Source organism: Cohnella sp. GCM10012308, assembly GCF_042649185.1.
Taxonomy (GTDB): domain Bacteria; phylum Bacillota; class Bacilli; order Paenibacillales; family Paenibacillaceae; genus Cohnella.
In genome coordinates this window covers 1-25049 of record NZ_JBHRYU010000046.1, presented here as the reverse complement: position 1 = coordinate 25049, position 25049 = coordinate 1, and the positions used below count along the sequence as shown (strand labels likewise).

17 protein-coding genes and 1 pseudogene are annotated in these 25049 nt (G+C 41.1%); 5 read left to right on the top strand and 13 right to left on the bottom strand.

What is annotated here, in order from left to right:
* Nucleotides 1-74: 74 nt before the first annotated feature.
* Nucleotides 75-3101, bottom strand: coding sequence for a hypothetical protein (locus ACFOTD_RS31500; protein WP_378123924.1), 3027 nt, complete (start codon nt 3099-3101; stop codon nt 75-77).
* 177 nt (nt 3102-3278) lie between these two features.
* Between ACFOTD_RS31500 and ACFOTD_RS31495 the strand changes: the two genes are divergently transcribed.
* Both ACFOTD_RS31495 and ACFOTD_RS31490 read left to right on the top strand, forming a co-directional pair.
* Complete coding sequence (locus tag ACFOTD_RS31495) at nt 3279-5006, top strand: sensor histidine kinase (RefSeq protein WP_378123923.1); 1728 nt, start codon at nt 3279-3281, stop codon at nt 5004-5006.
* The gene (locus ACFOTD_RS31490) at nt 4999-6627 is read left to right on the top strand and encodes a response regulator transcription factor (protein ID WP_378123922.1); all 1629 of its coding nucleotides are present in this window, start codon (nt 4999-5001) and stop codon (nt 6625-6627) included. Before ACFOTD_RS31495 ends, ACFOTD_RS31490 begins: the two co-directional genes overlap by 8 nt.
* A 147-nt stretch (nt 6628-6774) precedes the next feature.
* Here ACFOTD_RS31490 and ACFOTD_RS31485 read toward each other — a convergent pair whose 3' ends face one another.
* The 4 genes from ACFOTD_RS31485 to ACFOTD_RS31475 form a co-directional block, all read right to left on the bottom strand.
* Nucleotides 6775-7074, bottom strand: a complete 300-nt coding sequence (locus ACFOTD_RS31485) for a hypothetical protein (RefSeq protein WP_378123921.1) — start codon at nt 7072-7074, stop codon at nt 6775-6777.
* Between the two features lie 38 nt (nt 7075-7112).
* Nucleotides 7113-7250: a DUF3885 domain-containing protein gene (locus ACFOTD_RS31480; protein ID WP_378123951.1), complete on the bottom strand. Its 138-nt coding sequence runs from the start codon at nt 7248-7250 to the stop codon at nt 7113-7115.
* Nucleotides 7251-7509: 259 nt separating this feature from the next.
* On the bottom strand, nt 7510-7662 hold the full coding sequence (locus ACFOTD_RS34590) for a DUF3885 domain-containing protein (protein WP_483862643.1): 153 nt from the start codon (nt 7660-7662) through the stop codon (nt 7510-7512).
* Nucleotides 7663-7705: 43 nt separating this feature from the next.
* Nucleotides 7706-8002 carry a hypothetical protein gene (locus tag ACFOTD_RS31475; protein ID WP_378123920.1) on the bottom strand — a complete coding sequence of 99 codons (297 nt, stop codon included), beginning with the start codon at nt 8000-8002 and terminating at the stop codon, nt 7706-7708.
* A gap of 377 nt (nt 8003-8379) precedes the next feature.
* Between ACFOTD_RS31475 and ACFOTD_RS31470 the strand changes: the two genes are divergently transcribed.
* Nucleotides 8380-8724, top strand: coding sequence for a helix-turn-helix domain-containing protein (locus ACFOTD_RS31470; RefSeq protein ID WP_378123919.1), 345 nt, complete (start codon nt 8380-8382; stop codon nt 8722-8724).
* Between the two features lie 427 nt (nt 8725-9151).
* Here the strand turns inward: ACFOTD_RS31470 and ACFOTD_RS31465 are convergent, their stop codons facing one another.
* The 8 genes and pseudogenes from ACFOTD_RS31465 to ACFOTD_RS31430 form a co-directional block, all read right to left on the bottom strand.
* The gene (locus tag ACFOTD_RS31465; protein ID WP_378123918.1) at nt 9152-10555 is read right to left on the bottom strand and encodes a TIGR02679 domain-containing protein; all 1404 of its coding nucleotides are present in this window, start codon (nt 10553-10555) and stop codon (nt 9152-9154) included.
* A 144-nt stretch (nt 10556-10699) separates the two neighbouring features.
* Nucleotides 10700-14881 (bottom strand): TIGR02680 family protein, encoded by a 4182-nt coding sequence (locus tag ACFOTD_RS31460; RefSeq protein ID WP_378123917.1) that lies wholly within the window; start codon nt 14879-14881, stop codon nt 10700-10702.
* The gene (locus ACFOTD_RS31455) at nt 14874-16076 is read right to left on the bottom strand and encodes a TIGR02678 family protein (protein ID WP_378123916.1); all 1203 of its coding nucleotides are present in this window, start codon (nt 16074-16076) and stop codon (nt 14874-14876) included. The genes ACFOTD_RS31460 and ACFOTD_RS31455 overlap by 8 nt, the downstream gene beginning before the upstream one ends.
* Nucleotides 16048-17592: a TIGR02677 family protein gene (locus tag ACFOTD_RS31450; RefSeq protein ID WP_378123915.1), complete on the bottom strand. Its 1545-nt coding sequence runs from the start codon at nt 17590-17592 to the stop codon at nt 16048-16050. Before ACFOTD_RS31450 ends, ACFOTD_RS31455 begins: the two co-directional genes overlap by 29 nt.
* Before the next feature lie 631 nt (nt 17593-18223).
* The gene (locus ACFOTD_RS31445; RefSeq protein WP_378123914.1) at nt 18224-19528 is read right to left on the bottom strand and encodes a restriction endonuclease subunit S; all 1305 of its coding nucleotides are present in this window, start codon (nt 19526-19528) and stop codon (nt 18224-18226) included.
* The gene (locus ACFOTD_RS31440) at nt 19525-20958 is read right to left on the bottom strand and encodes a type I restriction-modification system subunit M (RefSeq protein ID WP_378123913.1); all 1434 of its coding nucleotides are present in this window, start codon (nt 20956-20958) and stop codon (nt 19525-19527) included. Before ACFOTD_RS31440 ends, ACFOTD_RS31445 begins: the two co-directional genes overlap by 4 nt.
* A gap of 24 nt (nt 20959-20982) precedes the next feature.
* Complete coding sequence (hsdR, locus tag ACFOTD_RS31435; protein WP_378123950.1) at nt 20983-23361, bottom strand: EcoAI/FtnUII family type I restriction enzme subunit R; 2379 nt, start codon at nt 23359-23361, stop codon at nt 20983-20985.
* Between the two features lie 258 nt (nt 23362-23619).
* Nucleotides 23620-23928 (bottom strand): annotated as a pseudogene (locus tag ACFOTD_RS31430) (restriction endonuclease); the annotation flags it as partial.
* Between the two features lie 254 nt (nt 23929-24182).
* Between ACFOTD_RS31430 and ACFOTD_RS31425 the strand changes: the two are divergent.
* Both ACFOTD_RS31425 and ACFOTD_RS31420 read left to right on the top strand, forming a co-directional pair.
* Nucleotides 24183-24695 (top strand): hypothetical protein, encoded by a 513-nt coding sequence (locus tag ACFOTD_RS31425; RefSeq protein WP_378123912.1) that lies wholly within the window; start codon nt 24183-24185, stop codon nt 24693-24695.
* On the top strand, nt 24688-24981 hold the full coding sequence (locus ACFOTD_RS31420; protein ID WP_378123911.1) for a hypothetical protein: 294 nt from the start codon (nt 24688-24690) through the stop codon (nt 24979-24981). The genes ACFOTD_RS31425 and ACFOTD_RS31420 overlap by 8 nt, the downstream gene beginning before the upstream one ends.
* Nucleotides 24982-25049: the final 68 nt, after the last annotated feature.

Here is a 25049-nt window from a genome sequence, read left to right as displayed (position 1 = left end):
ACGAGAAAAAGGCCACTTGTTTAAACGATCAGTGGCCTATTTTCGCATGAGGTTATGTCATTTCAAGGAATCAATTAATACCCGCTGGGAAGCGCATAAAGCCTTCCTTCTCCTGGGGCAAACTGAGCCGATATGATTCCCGTTGAAGAATTATAATTCGTGCTACCTTCTTGCCCTGTTGTCTTGGATACTTCCGTTACAGTTGCAGGTTTAGGATTAATATTAAAAGTAAATGTACTGGTATTTGTATATGATTTATTAACTGCCATAATATACTTCCTGTTACTTGAATCCTTAAAGTAGGAAATGATTACATCATCACTAACGTTATTAGGTTTCCAGAAGAAATCAGTCGGCACACTACGCGTTCCAGTATTCAAAGTACTAACCGAGTGATATACATCCTGCGAGATCAGGTCCATTAAAGTAGGACCCCATTTTTTAATTTGTGCATTTAACGTTTGTACGGGCGTATATAAGTCAGTTTTAGTTCCCGTTCGGTCAATAATGGCATCGCTAAAGGAAGGTATATTGATTGGCGTCCACCACGTAAACCACGATACCCCCTTCGCTCCATATGCAAGGCTTGTAAATACGTTCCATCGCATTTGATTTTCGTTGGGACGAGCCAAATTATTGTTAATTCCTACTGACTGTAAATAAACATGCGTACTAATATTCGTCTTTAATCCTTTATCCCTTAATAACTCAAGATTCAAGAAATAAGTATCCGTTTGAACGCCTGATGTCGTAAAAGGATAATAGTCATTGGAAATATTTTTTAAACTGGATTGTCCGATCGTATCCACCCATTCATCCAAATAATCCTGATACTCCGACCGGAATATCGTTCTGAAATACAAATCCCAGGTTTGTACAGTACCGTTGATATACCCGCTTCCGTCCGAATAGGATCCTGATAGGGAATGAGCGACATATATGCTGTTATTCCCTCCGCCACTATGCGTCAGTTCGTAATAATAGGTCGTGTCTGGCTTAAGAAAGGCATTCAAATAAAACCTTGGCAGCCAGCCATTATTCGACTTGTCGGAAATTGAAGCTTTGGCAAAAACCTCTTTTTTGTTTATACTATCATACACCGTCAACGTCAGCGTCTCACCCGTTGTCCAAGTGCTTGGGTCTGCATACAACTCCACGCTATATAAGTTCCGTTCTAAATATTTTGGAGTCTTGATCGTTTGCCCCACTGCATTTGAAGCACTTACAAACTCCCCATCGCCGGATGTATTATTGATGACGATCTTATCTTTAACGGTTGGACGATCATAAACTCTGAAGACAAAGTCATTGTTTAATAATAATCCGTTCCGATAAGCGGAGCCCTCTGCGAAATTGTTGGTATTTGAGTTCCATACCCATCCTATGGAGTTGTCTCCGCCTCCATTATGCGTTAATTCCCAATAGTAGCTGGTGTTTGCGGATACGCTGGCGTCCAGCTGAAATTGAGGATAGTCCCCATTATTAGTAGACGATAACGTTTTCGAAGCAATTAAACTCGTTTTGGAAGGCGAGTCCCATAAATTCAATGTGAGAGCTTCGCCAGCGTCCCACGAACTGGAATCAACCATTAACTGTATTTTATGAATATAAGTGCTGCTCGGCGAAGTTTTAAAAGTTTGTCCAATGCCATTTGAACTTGTGACGTTGTAACCTGTTCCCTGTAAAGTTTGCGATGTGACCAGGGGCATTTTTATGCGATCTTTCCCGTAGACTCTGAAATACAGATCATTATTGGGCACTGAAGTTCCGTTTGAGTAAAAATTCCCATCCGGATAACCACTGTAATTCAAAATATATAACGGGCCTATGTCGCCGTCTCCTCCGCCATTATGAGTAACTTCCCAATAATAGGAGGTATTGGCCGCAACATTAACACCTAGCTCAAATCTCGGATAATCGATATTATTGGTTGCGTTCAGCGTACGGGAAGCGATCAGCGTTGTTTTAGCAGGAGAATTCCATAGCTTTAATGTTAGCGCTTCGCCCGGCAACCATGTGTTGCTGTCAAGACGCAGCTCAATAGCGTCGATATACGTAGAAAACGCCGTAGTCTTAAAAGACTGACCTAATGGCCACGTGCTGGTAACGGAAGTGTTAGCAATAGGCGCGCCTTGATTTTGTTCGATTAATGTCGTTTTTGCTTTTGTATATCCAGAGAATACTCTAAAGTAATAATCCCAATTCTGCACCGTGTTATTGACATAACCGGCACCGTCCGGATACACATTGGCAGTAGACCTGACCACCCACCCCACCGCATTGTTCCCGCCTCCGTCGTGGGTTAGCTCCCATTGATAAGTCGTGTTGGGAGATACATTTGCCAACAATTCAAATCTCGGATAATATCCATTATTCGACGCATTCAAAGTGCGTTTGGCCAGCCAATCGGTTTTGTCCGCGTTCCACAACGTTAAAGTGAGTGATTCAGAGGGATCCCAGGAGTTATAATCAATTTTCAGTTCTATCGAATGAATGAAAGTGGTTGATGCGGAGGTTTTAAAACTTTGTCTCAATGGCTGGTTGCTTTGAACGGCCGTGCCGTTGCCTGTTTCGGTCTGTACGGTTTCAGCAACCGGGTATGTTTCAAAATCGAAATCACTTGAATAACCTAGCAGATTCGCAAAGGGTACAATATCCGGTTTGTTAAATAAATATCTATTATAAGCTCTAGCATAACCTTCCCACCTTGAGGCGGACGGCTCATCTCTTATATATAATCCCTTGAATGCGGTATGATTTTTGTAATCATTCACAACCGCATCGATATCGGCATTCGTCGCACTATCCACGTACCTGACTCGCGAATCGGACACATGATACTTCAATCCTCTTGGGCTGCTCAGATCCATAGCTGCAATATTTTCCGCTACTGTGTCTAATGTTGAGTCGAAAGCGTTCACATTAAAGACTTCGTTTATATTTGCATCTCTTATGTAATCGTATTGCGTCGCATTCGTATAGTCCGATGGCGGCGCATAATAGAAACCGATCATGAAATCCTCGGCAAAGGTTGTTTTTGTCCCGAAAAGCAACAAAACGGCCGTCATCAAAGCAATTACTTTTTGAGATAATTTCTTCATTATTATCACTCCCTTTATATACTCGAGTGCATGCCTTAACTTTAAGCGAGGCAGCAATGAGCCAACAAGGGACAATACTTGTCATGTTGTGCACTCTGTTGCTAACTATTGAACTCCCGTTGTTCTTTTTCATCTTTCAAAGTATGATGAATTTCAATTGGAGGTGGCCTCGTTATAGTGAAACTATCCGCGCTGTTTCCTGTCCGTTACGGCATATTCATGAAGCTCTTGACAACTTTTCTGCTCGTTTTTATTCCTGTTTATTTGATCAGCTCGCTGATGAACAAATTTGGAGTCGATATTATTCGCCAGCAGCTTCTGGTGCTGATGGAGCAGAAGTCCGACTTCTTCGTATCTTCAATGGATTCTGAATTGGAACGCGTGTTCCAGCTGCAGCAGGACTTCCTTAAAGATCAGGATTTACAGGCGATTAGCATACGCTCGGATACATTAACACCCTACGAACGAACGAAAACGATTAATGACCTTCATTCCAAGCTCTATGCGCTTTCAGGTTCGAGCAGATATATTAAAGAAGCATTAATTATGATGCCGAACATCCAGAGACGCTTGTCCTCCCTTACGGGACAGACAGAGTTGGAACCGAAGGAGTTGGACGATCTTCTTCATAAAAAAACTTCGAATTCCGGTTTAGTCGCTTCAGATGATCGGATATACTTCCCCATGGGATTTCCTCATCTCAATAACGCTATGTTTATTGTCGTTATTGAGCTTTCTGTTTCTAAAATTCGCGAGGAACTGGCCGATCCTAAAGCGATAGGAAACGGCACCTCCTATATCGTGAGCAATGAAGGCAACTCGTCTTTTGTTATTCCAGCGGCCGGCGCGAATGCGGAAACGATGCAGTTTATTCAACAAACCGCCGCCATGCAGGACACTGCTTTCCGTTTGGACAACAAAAGCTATCTTCGCTTTACGAAGTCATTCAAGTTTAGCAATTGGTCCTTTGTTACGATTGTGGAAGAAGGACAAATGCTGCAGCCCGTCTACGCATTCAAAACATGGTTGACTGTGCTCTACGCGATTGCCGGAATTGTTGTGCTCGTCGTGTCTCTGCTGTTGCTTCGCTTCATTCACAAGCCGATGCGCAAATTGATGCAAGCCTTAAAAATGGTCGAGATCGGGCAATTCAATATTAATCTTCAACATAGCCACAAGGATGAGTTTCACTACTTGTATCAACAATTCAATAAGATGACCGCCCAGTTAAACATTCTCGTACAGCAAGTGTACGAACAAACGATCCGCAGTCAGAAAGCGGAGCTGAAGCAGCTGCAGTCGCAAGTAAACCCCCATTTTTTATATAACAGTCTGTATATTCTGTACCGAATGGCGCAAGCGGAAGACTTCGAAGGCGTATCCGCGATGTCCAAGCATCTGGGCGACTATTTCAAATTCATTACGCAGAATAAAGCGGATTTTATCCCGTTGGATAAGGAACTTCAGCATGCCAAAACCTACACGCTTATTCAGCAGATCAGATTTGGCAGCAGAATCGCTTTTCAGTTTACCGAATATGGCCCTGTTGACGGTTGGGAAGTGCCGCGGTTAATTATCCAGCCGTTTATTGAAAATGCGATTGTACATGGGCTGGAAGATACGCACAAGGATGGCATGGTTCATGTGCGCATTATTGCGACGCCCCATCGATTAACGATCGAAATCGAGGATAACGGTAAAGGCGTTTCGCTCGAGCAGCTTCAGAAGTGGGACAACAAAGCCGCGTTGGAAGACGAGTTCCGCGACCATGCTTTATGGAATGTGCACCGGCGTCTGCATCTGCGCTTTGGAAACAGCAGCGGCGTCCAGTTGCAAAGTAATCATTTCGGGGGACTAACAGCAACCCTGACGATTCTGACAGAAAGAGAGAATGTCTATGAATAACATTTTACTGATCGACGACGAACCCGTAATTGTGGACACGTTATTTGCAATGCTGTCCACAGTGGAGTACTTAGAGCTTACGATCTGGAAAGCCAATTCCGCGATCGAAGGCATGGAAATTATGAAAAATAATCGGATCGATATTCTGATTACCGATGTCCGTATGCCGGGAATATCCGGATTGGAGTTAATCAAGCATGTCAAAAAACAGTGGAGTCGCTGCAAGGTCATCTTCTTGTCCGGATATTCGGACTATGAGTATTTGCAAACCGCCATGCGGGAAAACGCTTTTGATTATATACTGAAACCGGTCGAGGACGAAGTGATCATCGAAGCGATTCAGAGGGTCATCGGGGAGATCGAAACGGATTTGCGCATGCACGACATTATGACGCAAACGGAGCTGCAGCTGCAAAAAGCGCAATATTTGCTTCACAAAGACTTTTTCGAAAACTTGTTGTCCGGCAGACTCCAAACGCTCAGTTCGATTTTCGGTTACATGCAATCTTTACAAATCCCGCTTGAGCAAGAGCAAGATGTCGTCCTGATGATTGGTAGAGTAGATCGTTGGCCGCAGGATTACCGACTTAAAGACAAGCTGCAGCTCCAGTACGCCGTAAACAATATTGTCGAAGAATTTTTGCGTAAAACTTGCCGTATCGTTTCGTTTATCGAGGATCGCTATATCGTTTGGCTCATTCAGACGGATTCCGCTCAAGATTTGACCCATTTACAGTGGTACATTAACGAGTTGCTGGAAAAAATCCAACAGTCCATTCGGCAGTACCTGCATCTTCCGGTCTCTTTTGTTCTCTCCAAACCAAACATAGGCTGGCTGCAAATCCATCATACCTACAAGGAAATGAGCGAGTGGATGCAGCGCGGGATCGGCCTTGACGAGGGAATTATTTTGATCGAACAGGCTAGCAGCATGCTTTCGCAGTTCGGGGAGCAGGAGCTGCTGCCTCAGGATATCAAGCGGAATTTATATCAACTGACCAACCTGCTCGAATCCGGCGACAAACCGACCTTCCAACGTACGATGACGACTTTTTTTCACGATATACAAAGGGCGGTTTTTATTGATTATACGTTGCAGTTGGAAATATTCGCACACCTGTCCGCGATGTTCCTTTCCTATATGAACGCAAGAAAAATAACGCATAGCATCGAAAATGAGCTTGATCTAAAGCCGCTCTCGAACTATGAGATGCATGCCAACTGGTCCGCTTTTGAAGAATACTGCTCGCGGTTGGCCAGCATGCTGTTCTCATACGCGGAGGGAGAAAAGAAAGATCAAAAACAGGAGATTATCGATAAAGTGGATGCCTACATTGTAAAACATCTGCATCAAAACACGTCGCTTGACCATCTGGCTAAGACGTTTCATCTCAGCCCCTACTATTTGTCACGGCTATACCATGCGGAGAAAGGTATTTCCATATCGGAAAGAACGAAGCTGCTTAAGCTTGCCCGCGCCAAAGAGCTGCTCAGCGCAGAGGGCGTCAAAATTCACGAAGTCGCATCGCAGCTTGGATTTTATAACATCTCTTATTTCACCAAGTTTTTCAAGAAAAATACGGGCATCTCGCCTCAGGAGTATAGGCAGAACAATACATAGGGCTCGTCACGTGACGAGACAGATGTGGCTATGGAAGACCTGGTTTTAAAAACAGCTTGGCAATCGAACTCGCCATGCTGCCGTTCAGCTTCCTCGGTTATGTAAGTGCGGGGCCAGGGAGAGGGACATCGTTTTATCAAGATCGCATCATAAAATGGTGACGGCAGCAATCTCCCTCCCAGCCCATAATTTAAAGCTGAATCCAGGTTCAAGCAAGTGCCACGGGGCCCCGTCTACGATAAAAGCCACATCTGCATAGGTATGCGAGTCATCGACCACTTCTGTAACGCGAACCAAGACCGTCCAGACATCGCCATGAATGACCTTGCCGACGACTTCACCGAATATGACGACGATATCGCGAAGCCATTCGTTTAATGGAAATTTGCTTGTGTCTTTATCCTTGTCCCATTCAATAATGGCTTTGCAGTGTCTTCTTTCCATCATATCCCCCATTTCGTCCTCATCGTACAGACAAGACTGAATTAATTTTTCATGAAAGTAGATTCGATTCTCTTACAATCGTATTTCAATATCCAATCATTTCGTTTTACATAAAGGTCTCTTAGCGCTTCCTTGGAGCTGGCTGCCACGTCAAGTCCTCTACTATCATAAAATGAAATATCGTATTGTTCGAAAGGTTGATGAAGTAAATATCATTAGGCGCAAAAAGGACTTTTCGATACTTTAGCTCCGAACGCTTACATCTCAAAACGTACCGATAGGATTTCCCATCCATCATCATCGTCATCATATTTATGTAAGTTTACGCAGGCTAGTGTACGAATCACTTTAGAATTATAAAAGGCATGATCGAATGCCTTTAACTTCCTTGGCTTTGTTGCTCGGTGTGAATCGTGATTTACAACCATAAGTATGTCGTCATCGGCATGATGTACATCTATAAAATTGTGCTCGATACGCTTCATCGGACACCGAGGGATCTGGATTCCCGACTTCAAATCGGATGCCATACTCCGCATTGTAGAACAGTGGAGATTCCAGTTTTAACTTCGACGAAAACTTTTCTTCCATGAAGTTATTTAGAATAAAAAATGTGTTTATAGTTGTACCTCCATTACTCTGGATCAATCTTAATCCATTTATCGGCCAGCAACGCCGAAACCATTTGAGCCCCGTCCTGTACGCCTTTCATATAAAAGCGTTCATGCTCGAGCGCCCTCTTGAATAGATGCTTATCTTCCCAGGCTAAATACCTGTTGAACTGTGTCTCATCCATATCGCTGTAAAGTGCTTCGAATGCCATTTTCTCCTCGGTACGCGCTCTTAGCAATTCAGGATCTAAATCGTTTTGGACATAGATTGCATCCAGACGCTGCTGCATCGCCATCCGAAACCAGGCTGGAAGCTCCACCCACTTCTCCCTCCGATATCTCATTATTTGTGTAGCCGCTTATCATATCTTGCTTGCTTGCGATGGAACTGAACGATTAACTCGTCAACCTTCCGACTTTGCGCCTGAACAGCCTCATTTTTGTACAGCGGGATTCCTTGTTCTAAGGATTGGCACCCAAGCTCGTTTAGCTTTCGTTTTTCATCCTCATACTGATGAAGTAGGTGGGGCATGGGTTGGCCTCCTTATCTCCAATCCTTTGGATACTGCCAATGATCTATAAACTTATTAATCATTATACATATGACTATTATTTGTATCAATAATTTAATTATGACTTCTTTAATGTAATTTTTCGCGACTCCCATTACCTCTAAACTCATTATGAGGTGTACAACATGTCCGAAATTTTGAAAAACGTTGGCAAGCGTATCCGAGAAATAAGAAAAGCAAAAGGCTTATCCCAAACAGCCCTAGCCGAAAAATGTGGTTTTACCTTTTCGTACATTGGCGGCGTTGAACGAGCTGAGAAAAACATCTCTCTAATCAACTTAGAAAAAATAGCAGAGGGCTTGGGCGTAGGAGTACACCAGTTCTTTGTTTATTCTTATCAATATGAACAGCTGCCAGCTAATGAAAAGATTATTCAGGAAGTGGTTTCTATGCTGATCCAGCATGATGAAGGAACGATTGAAATGGGAAAGAATATATTGTCTGAGGTTTTAAAGCGTTCACGTCAGTAATAGTGAGGTGAGGCAGACTCAATTGATAATCGTCCTCCTTTCAATTATAACGCCTTAGGGTTTGAACACCGACACATTTTATTAATAATGTTCCGCACGAGTACTGAACAGCACTCCACATATGTTGCGCTGGGAATAGGAACATGGATCACTCGCTGTATATCGTACGATTGCAATCACTTGAATCAATATGTTCTACCTCATCAGGAATTGGTTTCGCGCGATGTTTAATCAGACACTTAGCGACTTTCAGGATTAAAGAAAAATCCCTCAAACCTAAACATCGGGATCAATATTCACACTGATTCTAGCCAATCAAAGTATTTAATTTTAATATTCCGTTGCCTTTATTACCGGCAGATATAGATGAGCGGTATCTGTTCAAACATAAATTCCTGACTACTTCCATAAATATTTCATAGTTTGTTCATTCATTAATTTGATTTTTTGAAATCGCAGTAGAAACTACTTTAATCCAATCACTTCTCAGTTCTTTTCCCAATAATTCATGGTAAACTTTTGCTCTAACCTGTATCATCTCTCTTACTAAGCCTCCCTCTAGCCTTTGAAGAACTTTCAAGTCTGCATCAGATAGAGGCTTGCTTTTGGTTGCAACATAGTTTCGGTATATAGAAGCATCCATGCGCCACGCATAGAATTCCGCTGAAAACAGCTCTTCCATAATATTTAACATCTGAATACCTGGAACATCTAGGTCCCCGGAATAGTAAATTACGCAGCTTGGGTTTGCTTCAAGACACTTTTCAATAAATACTTTAGAAGCCGTTCTTGCCTGACCGATAGTACAAAGTAAAACTGGAAAATCAGATGGAAGCTGCTCTAATGAAAATTTGTTCAGATTAAGAAAATGAATAGTTTCATCAACGAGATATGATATGACTGTAGGATTTTCAAGAATATATAAGGATGAGTATTTTGGAAATTTATTCATTTCTTCGATTTCTCGTAAATTTAATGTACGAGGAGACGTACCTCCAACTAAATGGGGTACAAAAACATGGGAAATCGAACTTAGGTCGTCGTCCAGAATATCGAAATTTCTATAAATTTGACGTCCAATCAAATACTCTGGCATGACTTTCAAAGCGTTATCAGTATCTCCATATAGCTTTATATATTGGGAATTTATATCACTTAGAGCACTCGATAATAATCTCCCTAATGCATTTGTTTTGTCAAAAGCATGCGAATCCTCAGTAACATAAGCAGCAAACATTGGTAATCTAATTTTTCCAGTAGAGATTCCACATTTTTTGAACATCTCATGTTTTCTCATAAGTAGATGCCATAAAGCGCTTAGACATGTTAATAAATCTGAATAGGCATTTATTTCTTTATTAAAAACCATCCTCAACACCAAATAACCCTTCGCTTCGCCTTCCTTCATTCTTTGAAACCAATCAAATGTCTTTTGAATGAAATATTCAATATCAGTATTTGAGATACTGAATCTGCTAATAAAATCTCGCTCTACTCGAATAAAAAGATCCGTCCAGGCCGAAAGTTGTAACTCTTTTTGTTCGCGTTTGGTGGAAAGTTGACAACCATAATATAATTCCAGCAATTCAAGCAGTGAGACCGAATATCCTGCCTCTTCGATTGCTTTTTCAAAGTCGGCCGCTGGGAAACGGGATCCCTTGTAGCGAACACCAAGAAAACCGCGTAGGGCTTTCTCCTCTTCTCGGGTGGGCTGCATTTGTACTGTACCGAATGATCCATAGCTTTCAAACTTCTTGCGATATAAGTGGAAAAGCCGGTCAAAGCCGACGAGGCGTCGAAAAATCTCGACAAGTTGACTTTTGTTTTGCATTACGGGAGCACTCCTCGATGCTTTGTTCACGGCAAAGAAAACAAGACGTATTGTAACACTATTCTATTGCTAATGAACTTTGCCCAAATTACCTCTAATAAGGAAATGATTCGCCATCGCTGCATACGATGGATACAAACTAACTCAAAACAATGTAACTTGAGTAATTGAAGACTGAACGTCTTCGCATGTTTCATATGGTTCTTCCACACGAGTCTTCTTAATACCATTCCATGAATATGAGGTTGAATTAACAAGGTTTGAATTCCCCATTCGATTCAAAACATAAATCGATAAATCAGGCACTTCATCATAACATCCCCATAAAGATTGTGAGTTTAATGTGTAATCAAAGTCGTACATCTCAATAACTTTAAATGCTTCTCTGATATTGTTATCATCAACGCCAGCAAATGCTTCGTCTAGCGCAAATATACGAGGTGCTTCACAGTGAGCATTTTGCAAACGTGCATCAACCGCTGCTAGAAGTGGCGTATACATCGCCATTGCTCGCTCACCACCAGAGAAGGTGTTATAATTGCTTTTCTTCATCTCTTTGCGCTTTTCACCTGTTTTTTCGTAGTAAATAATGAATTCATACCAATCTCGATAATCCAAGGCCAACTTAATATCTTCCATAAAGGTCGGCGTACCGCTTAACTCAGATTTGCGTTTCGCTTCATAAACCTTGGAACGAAAATGCTGAGCTATCCTTGCCCTATCAGAATTCGTAAGCCATATTGGATCCTTCTCTAAAAATCGCATTAGTTCTGCCGTGTCGAGTTCTTGTTCATTATCTGTCTTTTTCGGTGACCACACGACGTCAAACTTCAGTCCGCTGGAGTTCTGCGTCCTTTCCATTATTGTGTTGATACGCACTACCCATTCTTTTGCATTTCGAATTTTGTTCTTTATCGTTTCCCCGATATGGTTAATCAGAATATCTTCGTAAATCTCGCGGTCTTTTTCAGCCATTACCTCTGCAAGCGTTTTGTCATGCTCGTTTAGTTTGGTCTTTGCAAACGACGGTGAAACACGACGTCCCTGATACTCCAGTGTAATTTTTTCGCGCCTGGCTATCGTTTTAAGCATTTCAACTCGACTTTCGTCTTCCATAGCCATATGGGCAAAATTAACTTCGAATTCCACTGGCTCCATCATTAAGTTGTATTCCGGCAATCCCTTGTCTGCATCCGAGAAGACGTTACCCAACTCACTTTTATTTTTCGTTCTATCTTTCTTCGCGAGGAGGTGCCCAAACTTCGACATGACACTCTCAGCAAGCGATTTCGTATCTAACTCGGTTACAAGATCAAACTTCTCACTGAATTCTTTCACATCTTGCAGAAAGGCAATTTCCCATGCTAGAACAAGCTCCTTTATAAATCTTTCTTTCTTCTCTCCAGTTAAAAGGCGAAGTTGAAGATTTTTCAAATCGTTTTTCAATCCATTAAGTTTTCCGTCCAGCGTTCTTTGCTCCTTTGGCAATTGTTCCAGTTTATCGTAAATACTTTTGGCAATCTCACGAACGTTATCCGCATCCATGTTCTGTAATTGTTTTTCATAGTTTTCGATACGAACGTTTATATTCTTAATTTGTCCGTCTAGTGATATAACGGCCGTCCGTGCGTCATCCACGCCATCTTTAAAAGCATCTATCTTATCACCCTGATTCTTTAGAAGACTTTGTTTATCCCCTCGTGAACGGTAAGCACTTTTTAGATTTGATAATGCTCGCTCAAAATTGTGCAAGCCGTCACGCGCACCAGTGACTTCCTGCTCATTTTTCTCAATAGCGATATCTCCGAACTCTGAGTTAAGGTTCCTACTTTGCGCCTCCACGCTAGTTATAAGTTCCTTAAACTTTTCGTTCAACAACACGAGTTCAGGTTCCAACAATTCCGCAATGCGCTTTGCAACGGCTTCAAATTGTTGCTTGGCATCCTTTAGAGCCAAAAATTTCGGGAACGATTGATATTCAACTTCAATTTGGCTTTGCCGCGCTTTACTTTTATTAATAAGCACTTTAAGTTCTTCAATTTCTAACTCAAGAGCAGTAACTTTTTCTTTTAACGCTGAGATTTTGCGGAGTCGCTCTTGTTCCCGTGCATGCTTCCCAATATATTTAGCTACACTATTCTGCGAAGCCGTTCCGGCTGTAAAAGAACCTTTAAATGATCCATCAACAGCTACAAAATAGCCATCCGCATCTGAGACGGAAATCCCTTCTAGCACTGCTAGCACATCATCGTAACTCACATCGCCGTCAACTAAAACATCCAGATACTTCGTTAGATTACTCGGCACTTGGGCTTGATGAGTACTAAGAACCGTCCCAAACAATGCTTCGTTATAACGGTTAGCGGGTACAATTAGCGAAGTTAATATACCAGTTTCAGTTAATACCGACTCCAAACGTGACTTCTGATCCTCAGTAAGATCTCTTTTGAAATCAACTACAGCGTAAAACGGGACGTACGGAATTCCCTTTTCTTTGAATTCCTGTATCTGCTTTTGTTTGGCCATCGGAAGTTCAGGTTCAATTTCATCAGTGCTTTCAAGAACACCAACTTCTTCTAAAGCAAGATTTCTTTCTTCATTCGTTAGTCGTACTTGTGCTTCTAGCGATGCTTGCTCCTTAAGGCACTGAGACACTTGTTCTTCGCGTTCGCCCGAGACTGGTGCCATTAATTGTTCCTCAGTCACATTTTCTAGATATCCATTAATCATCCGTCTCAAACTCATACTGCGGTTAACACTAAGCACAAGCGATGTTAATTCATTTAGCCAGTTTTCAAGCTCGGCGTATGCGTTGTTTCGTTCCATGTCATAGATGTTCGCAAGGGTCATACGCTGTTCTCTTTCGTTCTCAAGAACACCTTGTTTCTCTTCAATTTGTTGCCTCACGCCATCTAAATCACGCTTCTTTTGGTCCAGTTCTTTAACTTGCTGCAGCAGCACACTAAACCTTTGAAGCCTAATCCTTATATCAGATTCCCAGTTTGAAAAATTATAATCACCAATTTTTTCATTTCGTGCAAAATGATTAGAGAATGCTAAATAGATGTCTTCAAATGCCGTATCCATCCCCAACTCTTCTAAACTTTCCAACGCTGCATTTAATTCTTTTTCAAGTTCCCACAATTCATTTTCAATATTACGCTTTTCGTTATTAGCATTCACTAATAACCTTTTCCTCTCCTCAAAGCGTTTTGTTTTGTCTGATTTTTCATTCGTTATTCGGGTGAGCACTTGTCTCGCAGATTGAAGAGTCTCTTCCAAATTCGTTATTTCATCATGCCTCAATTCCTGCCTCGCTTGCTTCAACCCTTCAATTTCATGTTCAATATTTTGGATTTCTTGCTCGGTTTTATCGTGGTCAATACCCTTGGTTTTAAGATCACTTAGTGCCGTTTGATGCTCTAAAGCAATGGCATTCCACATATTGTTGTTTTCCAAATAGTACTTAGCCTTTTCCGCAAATACATATGAAACATAATCGTCATACCCTCTATCCAATTTCTTTACAAAACCAAGGTCGCTTCGCGTTTTTAGAATTTCTCTCTGTGTTTGGTCTTGTGCCTCTACCGTAGTGGTTAAAGCAGACAATTCTTGATCAGATAGTGGCGACAGTGATTCGTTCAAAGTTTCCTTTAAATCATCGGGCCCCCCGCCTTTGGTTAACTTAGGACTTTTAAGCCTTACAAGAACATCAGTAAAAAGCGTAAGTCCTGTTCCATCCGGAAACTTAAATAGATGCTTATTTATCAGTTCAGCGTATTTTTTACTATCAACGACCGTACCGCTCTCGCCGATTGCTGCCGTTATTTCTTTTCTATCTAAAGGAATTTGCTCCGGCGAGCCATCTAATACTTCTACCTTGTAAAGTGAAATCGGATTTGATCCGCGCCCAATCCGTCGAGAACCGTCATGAATTACAAACCCCCAGGCATCTTCCAACCTCCTGTTTTTTCGTTTGGCATGCAATCCAAATCCAGTCGTCATGTACTGCTCCGTGTTAGCCAGCTTATATTCAATCACAACATAACCAATTCGCTCGATAATGTCCTTGTTTAACGACTCTTCGCCAAGCAAAATGTCATAAAACTTACGGTCGCTTGACTCAAACGGGTCCAAACGCTTAGGATCTTTGTTTCCATCCAACATAAATGTAAAAAGTGTATTCATAGCAATCGACTTTCCCGCACCATTATGACCGCGCAAAAGTAGTCGTCCATTCTTGAAATAATATTCTTCATAATTAAAATACCAATAATTGAATAGGATGACTCGGTAAGGCTTCCAACGCCGTGCATTGTTAGTCATCATTATGCTCCTTTAACTTTTCTTCTTTAGCTTTTTCATAAAACCTTCCAACTACATCGTATAGTTTCAACTCGCCTTCTTGCGTCATCTCTGCTAACTTCCATTCAAAAAGCATATTTTTAATTGTATTCTTAACTTCAGCAACACTCATGCTTTTTAAGCCCGTCGTCCATCCTTGGCGATTCTCGACGATAAGCTGCCGGCACATCACATCCAAATCAACATTTGTTAAAATAACTGTCCCATCTTTCTGTTCAACAAGACTGTCATTGTTGTCGATGATTTTAAGCCGTAACAACGTTGCAAACTGAATAACTAGATTTGATTCGGCATTGTTCGCTGGAAAAAGCCGCCGAAACGTGCCGATGCTCTCTTTTACCAAAAAAGCACTACTACCGTAAATATCCACATTCATATCGTAGTATTTTTCAGCGTGTTCATTTAAGTAACGACCGTACTGTCTTAAGTAATCAAAATCGGCCGCCGATACTTCATGCCTATACAAGGCTGGCTCTAAAAATAGTTTTCGATATAGTAAATGTTTTCTTTCTATACCTAGCTCCTGCTCCTGGACTTCTTGAAGCAGTACAATATCATTCAGCGTCAATTTTTCTTCAATATTAAAACTGATATTACGCATGAAATATTTCACAAGACCAGTTGAACGCAACAATGCATCATTCGTTTCTCGTTCTTGAAAATCTTCAATATTTTTATCCATTACTTCTATCAGACATCGCCGAACAGCTTCTTTTAATGCACGGATAAGGGATAGTCGATTTCTATATCCTTCGTTACCTTTCCATGTTAAGACTGGTGTATTTTCATCAACTCCCTCCTTTGAACTCCTCGGATAATACGAAACAACCGCTTGGCAAACATCAGACAACGCAAATTGCTTTGAAGCCTTTCCATCCAAGAATGCAAGTACACAGTAAAAGATGATGTAATCTTTCACTTCTTTGAAATCTGATATGCCAGTTGAAGGTTGAGGCGCTATTTGAAATTTCTCTACTTTTGCAAAATCCGCCCCAACCACCAATTTAAAACGAAAGTAGTCCTTAAAATAATCGCGAAGGAACTCTTCGTTTTGCTTAATTTCATAAAACAACTCTGGGTTTTCCTTGCGTACAACCCAAAAACGGTCAAGTAATTGATGAATGCAATCAAGTGACTCCCTCGACAGCTTTTTCACGTGTTTTCACCTCCGTGAAAGTCATTTCGAAATCCGGCAAGAAAAGGATTCCATCTGAACAATGCAGTTCAATGATATCGTTACTGATCCTATGGAGTTTAAATTTTACGCCGAGTTCTGTGGTACCTTCATAAATACCGTAACCAACGGGATTCAAAAGCGCCGCACTTATCCAATCCAATAGTGCTTTTCGAACAAACGGTTCAACTCCTTTGTCCAAATCCTTTAGGACTACACAAGGTTGCTCCACGAGTGTCTTTAGTACACTTTCCTCGTACGCTAATCGCTCCTCGAACAACCGCTGCAGTTCGAGTGACTCCTGACTCACTTTCGATACCTTCAAGTTCTGTTTTATGGTTCTATCGGACGGCGGGCGAATTCGATACGTCACATCTATTTCATCCGGATCAAAATCCCATACCGTACCATCATTCCTATCTGACGGCTTCCGTGCCACTTTGAAATGTTGGATACCTTCGAAACCGAACAGATAAGAAAAAACTTTATGTGCCTCTTCCAAGTTGCCAGACTCATACGCCATATCTGCAAGTCGTAAAAATTCTGTTACTCGACTTTTCTTCACGAATTGCCGCTCTGCGTGAAAATGTGCCAGCTTAGACATTTTACTGATGGCATCCCGAGTACGAACTTCAAGGTGAAACGCTTTGCTTGGTTTGGTATCACTCGCTAAAAACCAGTTACGAATGCCTGTCCATACATCAAAAAAAGTATCGAAATACTCTTTATCAGACACAACCGTCGTAGTTGGGATATTTTTCTTATATCGGACAAGTTGCAATATGATGTTCTGAATCTTCTTCTCCGAAATACGTGTAATAATATCAATTATCGCAGGTGAATTGCGGTTAAGCTCAACCATAAAATCCGTTAGATAAGAACGGAACTGATTTTTAAATACGATGAAGGCACCTGTCTCCATTTTGCTGTCCAACTTATCACCGCTGATATGATTCAAATAATCCGAAGCATCATTATCAAGCTTTGTAAATCGCTCGAACAGTTCATCCCACGCTTCGTATAATTGAACAAGTGTAGTCGCATCCAAATCAGTTTGCACGGAGAATCCATTTAATTTCATAAGTGCATGATGTAAACGCTCAGTGAGGTTTTTATCCAAAGAACCGCCGCGTATACGATGAAGTCTTTTTTCCATAAAAATAAGCATTTTTTCAAATTCAATTGTATAGTCGGTTAGAGAATACGTTTTACGGTTCTTAACAAGCTCTTCTAACGTAACAGCATCTGTATTGTTTTGATTCAACACTAAGTTATTATTTTCAACCAAAACTGCTAAATCAGCGTCTTGCTCTTCGAGCGTATAATCTCCAAACTCCGGAAATTGTTTAAGATGCGTGAAAATTTCTATCGGTAACACATCATTATTAAATATGCGATGTTGCTCATACATGTATCTTAATATTGGACGATATCTGTGCGTTTTTTTTGTTGACAAATACGCTGCTTCTTTGATTTCACGGATCAACGACAAATCCAAACGGAACACTCCTTTTACAAGGTATACGTTTTAAATGATTGATACTGTAATTCCATTTTTAAATATTTGGAAATAACGCTATTATAAATATATAACATCTAGTTTGGATACTAAATGGAAAAAAATCGAAACGTGACGATAATTTATGGTTCTTGACAGCTTGCGCCGAGAAATACACTAAAAGCAAGAACATAATAATGGGCAGATTTCTTTTTACATCGGTACTAGCGTAAGAAGCTGCTTTGACTAATATTTTGAATAGTCGAATATCCCAATAGAAAGAGAAAGAGAAAGAGAAAGAGAAAGAGAACGCCCAAATAAGGACGTTCTCTTGGATATTCTAAACTTCCAACTTAAAACTTGCTAGACGTAGCTACCCATTTGAAATCCAAAACAATAGAGACCTCAATTTTATTGGTCAATACCTTGTTCTTGTAGTCCTCTCATTAGTCGTAAACGAAGCATACTTCGCAGAATACCAATATTTAAGAACTCCTAGGTATCGATCCAGCACAATTCTACCACGCACTCCATATGTGAGGAGTAGACAATGAGAACACACACATGGAGTGGGTAATATTCGCTGATTACTACTCAAATCTCACAACCCATTACAATTAATCATTGCATGTTAAACGGTTTCTTGAAGCACTGATTGCATCAGCATCTCATTTTCCTTTCGAGACTGTGCAACATTCTTATCGAGTTGGTCACACAATAAAAACAGCTGATCGACTTTTTGAACAATCCTGATCATCTCGTTTAATGGAGGCAATGGAATCAGTAATTCATTCAATATACTTAAGTTTATATTTTTTTGGGCAGTTGAAGGAGCGTACTTATTTAACATCTCTTTCGATATTTTGACAAAATAATAAAAGTAACTAACGCTTACAATCGGCTTATATGGGACAAACCCAACTACACTATCTGGAAAACATGCATCAAAACTCAGCACACCAGTATCAGCAATGTTTGCTGCGATTGTAATACAAAGTGTTCCAGCAGACCACAATCTACTCTGATTTAATCCAACTTCGTTATATAAATTACTGTATGTTTTTATTAATCCGTTACTTCTTGCTACGTCACCAGTCTGTACAAGTGGGTACTTCCCTTTTTCAAACAATACCTCATCATTTCTAGGTCTGTGCTTAGATTTCCCTCGCTCTAATTCTCCAATATCGCTAAACCTTACCCATTCCCAACCTATTGGCAATTCATATGGAACCTCATCTTCCTTTATCGCAGGAAGTGGCTTCTCTTTCTTGATTTTCTTCTCTTTTATCAATTGCTCTTTCTCAGCCCTAATCCTCTCCAATAAGACACTTGCAGGCTCATCGTTAGGGTCTTGTGGGACAAGTTTACCTTGTATTGCTTCTTGTTGGATGGAGTGGCGTAACATGTGGACATAAGTAGATTGCAAACTCAATTCCGAATTTAAGTTTTCATTCCATGAGATTAATTTCTTTGCCTTTGCCACTAGCTCTTTTTGAATCTGAACTTCTGGTAATGCCACTTCAAATTCAAGGAACATTTCTTCCTTGAGTCGCTTTCTATTTGTGGTTCCTTTACTACCTTCAATACATAATTGCATAAAGTTTTTTGTTTGGGAGTAGAGTTCAAAAAAATCAATATCTACAATGTCATTATTAACTGTGAAGTTAATAAAATCATTTGTAATTGCAGCTTCATCAATTGTTTCTGGAATTATCCCAAATGCTCCATTCCTGGCGTCAATCCTTGACATAATAAACTGTCCACCATGAGCTAAGAACTGATTTTTTGTTCCTATGTTTTCTCCTAGTTCCACGTCTCGCACACAGACACCTTTATGATACATGCGTATAGTCAAACGCTTATATTCTTGTCCGTCCTCAATTACTAATGGATCTTTAACTCTATTTAAAATCTGTCCCACTTTATATTTTTTCATTGTGCTAGTTCCTTTTCCATCACTTGCAAAATATTTGCAACCTTTGCTTGCGATGCTTTCAATCTGCTGATAATCTCATCAATCGTTTTTGATTCTTCATCAATGCTACGACTTGGATTTTTTACATCCAAGTTAAAATTGCGTTCTTTAATCGCTTCAACGCTTATTTTCCATGCATTTTTATTTTCAATTCGATCATTCCACCATTTTTTCTCTATTTCAAATTCTTCCAGTCGAATTGGTTTTGTTTTCGTATAATTTTTATACCCCTCAGGCAGCGGATGCTCAAAGTACCAGATTTCCTCAGTAGGCTTACCCTTCTCAAAGAAGAGCAAATTTGTATTAATACCTGTATATGGAGCAAACACCCCATTAGGCAATCTTACAATTGTATGCAGATTAAACTCTTCCAGTAGCTTTTCTTTAATCGCTGTCTTCACACCTTCACCAAACAAGAAGCCATCAGGCAAAACAATGCCTGCACGACCTCCATCTTTGAGTAAGTACATTAAGAGAACCATGAACAAGTCAGCAGTTTCCTTCGTTCTGAACTTCTCTGGGAAGTTAATCTCAACGCCATCTTCTTCAATTCCACCAAACGGAGGGTTTGTTACAATAACGTCTACTTGATCAATTGGACGATAATCCCTTACGTTTTTGGTCAATGAGTTATCATGCCTAATTTTAGGTGCATCAATGTCATGTAGAATCAGATTGGTAACTGCAAGCATATGAGGCATTGGTTTCTTCTCAATGCCCAAGATGGAGTCCTGCAATATCTGATTATCCTCTACGCTCTTGATCTGCCCTGTATTCTTCAAGTGTTCGATTGTGCTTGTCAAATAACCGCCTGTACCGCAAGCGAAATCCAGCACTTTCTCACCAAGCTTAGGGTTAACCATATCAACAACAAACTGGGTAACAGGACGAGGCGTATAATACTCACCAGCATTACCTGCGTTCTGCAAGTCTTTCAGGATGTTCTCGTAAATATCATTGAACATATGGCGATCTTGCTGGGTCGTAAAGTCGATCTCATTAAGCTTGTTGATGACCTGACGCATCAGCGTACCAGATTTCATGTAGTTATAGGAATCTTCAAATACAGCTTTCACAATGAAAGCCTTAGGATCACTATATTCATCTAGTTCCATCTCTTTAAGCTCTTTGAACAGCCTATTGTTGACGAAGTCCAGAAGATCGTCACCTGTCATGCCTTCGTCATTTGCTGCCCAATCACGCCAGCGTAAACCTTCTGGAACAATCGCTGCATACTCATCACGCATGAGTTCCCATTCTTCTTCTTTAGCGTCAAATACCTTTAGGAACACCATCCACACCAACTGCGAAATACGCTGCGCATCCCCATCTACACCTGCGTCTTTACGCATTGTATCTTGTACTGATTTAATAACCGCTGAAACCGACATCCTCTTGTTCCTCCCAAAATATCTCTAAGCTGAATAAATGACTTGTCCTAATTCTCTTATTGCTGTCATGTAACCTTGCTTTCCACCAAAACGCTTAACAATCTCGATTGGCGAGCCGAACGTCTGGAATTCTGGGATTTTGAGCACTTCAATACTTTCCAAGTTCTCGATTCCTGTATCTGCATACTTATCCAGTAATGCTTCCAGCACAAGTCTAGCTTGTTCACTGTACTTAGCGAAATAATTGCGCTTCTTGACATTCTCCGCTCGCTCTCGGCGTGTTAACGGCGGCTGATCGAAGGCTACGTGGCAAATGAGATCGAAGGGATCAAGGTCTTTGCCAACCTCATCCTTCAATTCATCAAGTAATACTCCCTGATCTTCCAGTTCCTTAATAATGACTTCCTTCTTATCAGCGGAATTCCATTTTTGCAGAAAATCGTTCAACGATTTGTATTCGTCTTTTACGTTCTTCTTCGTATAGTCAATCAAAGACTCCGTTATCAGCTTACCATCCTTATCGTAATAGTACACACGATGATTGAGCACTTTGACTTCGACATTGTGCACGTAATATTTGGCAGGTGGTTCACTCGTACCTCCACCGCCACCATTCGGAGGCGGTTCACCATAACCTCCATCACCGAAGCCGTCATCAGAGCCCCCTTCACCAGTAGGCTCATCACCATCACCTTCATCCTCAGGCGGAATATCTCCTCCACCTGGATGATCAATAATGACTACAGGATCGCCATCGAAATCAGGATCGGCAAACAACTTGGTAACATTACGGAAATCAATAATTGTAAAATACAGCTTCCCAAAGTCTTCTCTTATCCTTGTTCCTCGTCCAATGATCTGCTTAAACTCGATCATACTGTTGATATTCGAGTCCAATACGATGAATTGGCACGTCTTCGCATCCACTCCAGTGGTCATGAGCTTACTCGTTGTGACAAGAACAGGATATGGCTCATTCGGATCAATAAAGTTATCCAGTTCCGCTTTACCTTCCTCATTATCGCCGGTAATCCGCATGACATACTTCGAGTTCTTGGCAACGAGATCAGCATTTTCATTGACCAACGCCTGTCTCATACGCTCTGCATGATCAATATCAACGCAGAAGAAGATTGTTTTCGCCATACGTGATTTATTAGCCTTTAGATAATCAGAGACCATTTTCGCAACAGTATGCGTTCGTTTCTCCAAAATCAAGTATTTGTCGTAATCCTTGATATTGTACTCACGATCTGTAATTTCAAAGCCATACTTATCTCGCTGTCCTTTTGTTGGTCGGAATCCTTCAACATCCTTATCCAGCAGCACTCGGATAACCTTGTAAGGGGCTAAGAAACCATCATCAATCCCTTGTTTCAACGAATACGTATACAGTGGCTCGCCAAAGTAAGTAAGATTCGATACTTCCTTAGTTTCCTTTGGAGTTGCCGTTAACCCAACATGAGTGGCAGCGGAGAAATAGTCCAGAATTTCTCTCCATGCGGAGTCTTCCTTGGCACTACCTCGATGGCATTCATCAATGATGATAAGATCAAAAAAGTCTCTGGAGAACTCCTTATAGGCGTTTTGGAAATCCTCTGACCCAGTTATACCTTGATACAAGGCAAGATAAATTTCATGTGCCTTGTCGATTTTACGATTCTTGATCTTGGTCATCTTATCGCCAAAAGGAGCGAAATCGTTCGTCATAGTCTGATCGACAAGAATGTTGCGATCAGCAAGAAACAGTATGCGCTTCTTAGATTTGGATTTCCATAATCGATAAATGATCTGGAACGCTGTATAGGTTTTACCTGTACCAGTCGCCATAACAAGGAGGATTCGATCCTGTCCCTTAGCGATAGATTCAACTGTACGGTTAATGGCGATCCGTTGGTAATAACGAGGACTCTTGGACTCCTGTGTGAAATAATAATCCTCTACAATCGTTTCCTCTGTTTGCGTATCAATACCCTTTGCTGCTTTATACCGCTGCCATAACTCCTCAGGCGATGGAAACTGGGATAACGCCAGTTCTCGCTCAACTGTCCCTGATGTTGCAGTTCTATCATGCTCAAGGAACCCATCGCCATTCGAGGAATAAACAAACGGAATGTCCAGAATGTCGCCATAGTTGATCGCTTGCTGCATCCCAGCACCGATCGAATGCTTGTTGTCCTTCGCTTCGATAATGGCAATAGGAATGTTGGTTTTATAATAAAGGATATAATCCGCGCGTTTCTTCTCGCCCCGAGTGACTACTTTCTTACGTACAATGATCCTTCCGTCAGTGAATGAGACTTCTTCACGAATTTGCTTTTGAAGATCCCAGCCTGCACCGACCACAGCAGGGGTGATGTATTTGGTGCATATATCACGTTCTGAGAGATCATGTTTAGTCATATCTAATCCTCTCCTTGTTGATCTTTGAAGATCCGCTATTCCTCTTGAGGCTTCATACAATATGTAATCTTTCAGCGAATTCAAGTTCATCAACCTAGAATCAGAGGACAATGCAAAGAAGGACTCTCCCTTTGAAGTAAAATCTTCTTTGGTTAAAGCATTTATTGTCTCCGATTTAATTTGAATAACGGAGGGCATCATTTCTTCTAAAATCCATTGCACTTGTTCGTTCGGAAGCAGCCGGGTCAAGCTAATCCCCTTTGACCTTGCGAAGTTTAGCGCAGCTTTTTGATACGAAGCTGTGGAAGTGATTATTGTTCCAATTGTTTTGTTTGCTCCAATCTGTTGAAGCTTTGCATCAAACTCTTCAACATCATCAATCGGAACTTTTCCCTTGTAATCTTTGCATTCCCATACCCATATTATAGACGGCTTACTTTGGTTTTTTAGATACACTTCAACAGAAACATCGAATACAATCTCGCTGCCACGAGCGCTTGAATAATATCCTTTATGAAGGTAAACCTCAGCATGCTTTGATATGCCAAGTTCCTCGTTAATAACCATTGATTTTATTGTGCTGAATACGTACTTTTCAAACTCTCGTCCCGTAGACATGGTTACCTCGGTTTTCCCATTATTGTTATTTTTGTAGTTCGACAATAATAGACTTTATCCTTTAATTACGAAGAAGTTTGACTGTTATAAAGCGGGGATGAATCGCAGATTCAAAGAAAAACTTGGTGATTATTGTAATTTAACTAATCAAAATGTAAGATGGCTATTAAGTTTAAAAATAATACGAGTGAGGCGAAGGAATCATGCCTTGGATCATTCTTGATCCGGTCGGCGGCACGTACAACGGAGAGATTACTCCACTAACTTCGGTTGATTATAAATATCTCCGCCCTATAAGAATCCATGAAAAAGATGGATGGTTTGATTGGCATGAATACGTGAAGAACCATCCTCTTATGAAAGTGTACAAGCTTCGTCGCAAAGGGAAGCGTGAGATACTTGGCGTTATTGCCTTGAATTACCGAGATGGCGTGTTTGTCGACTCACTTGAGACATCTCTGCATAGTCGTCATATGCCTACGGATCAGAAACAATATGTGAACCTCGCAGACATCATGATCAGCTTTGCTGCGCTATGGGGATTACATCATTATAAAGATGACTTTGTTGGACTCATTCCTAAGGACAATAAGCGTGAGTACTACAAACATAAATTTGGCGCTCGTCCAATGGGCGCTGTCTATGCACTTAATCCCGTTGTTATTACTCGTATGATCGGGTTATACTATTTAGAAGGAGATGATTCTTATGCCTAAGCTTCGCAGAGGCTTTAGCAATCGTCATGGTGTTCGAATTAACATCGGCACTCGTCGACCGATTGATGGAGGCTTAATGACTGCTCCGATTCCGGCCGGCTATACCGATGAGATGATATCCAAAGAAATGCGTGCAGCAAGAGCAGCGATGATGGCGGATCATGGTCCTGCGATCCTACAGGCAAGAAAAGAATTAGAAGCGCATCTTAACGTTAATCGGAAGCATGGGGGCTGTCCCAAAAGCCCTTTGAAGTTGAAGCAAAAAGCTGAAATGAAGCCGAAATAGCCAAACGGGACGAAGCAGGGGAGTTTCCTGCTTCGTCCCGTTTGCGTTTTTGGTCGATGGCGACTTTT